This window comes from Bacillus cereus group sp. BfR-BA-01381 (assembly GCF_022663555.1).
In the GTDB taxonomy this organism is placed as follows: Bacteria; Bacillota; Bacilli; order Bacillales; family Bacillaceae_G; genus Bacillus_A; species Bacillus_A pacificus.
Genome location: NZ_JAKUFR010000313.1, coordinates 1 through 250, shown reverse-complemented (window position 1 = coordinate 250; position 250 = coordinate 1). Strand labels below are relative to the sequence as shown.

The window sequence follows — 250 nt, the reverse complement described above, 5'->3', positions numbered from 1 at the left end:
GGCGCAAGAAATAGCAAAGGCTAAAGAAGAAGCAAAAGCGCAAGAAATAGCGAAGGCTAAAGAAGAAGAGAAAGCCCGAGAAATAGCAAAGGCTAAAGAAGAAGCAAAAGCGCAAGAAATAGCCAAAGCTAAGGAAGAGGCGAAAGCCCGAGAAATAGCAAAGGCCAAGGAAGAAGCAAAAGCCCGAGAAGCAATAAAGGCAAAAGAAGAGTCTAAAAATAACACGCAGTCCGCTAAACGTGAATTAACA

Annotated in this window: 1 pseudogene; it reads left to right on the top strand. The window is 42.8% G+C overall.

Going from position 1 to position 250, the window contains the following annotated elements:
* Positions 1 to 250, top strand: a pseudogene (locus MR079_RS28850) (enterotoxin); the annotation flags it as partial.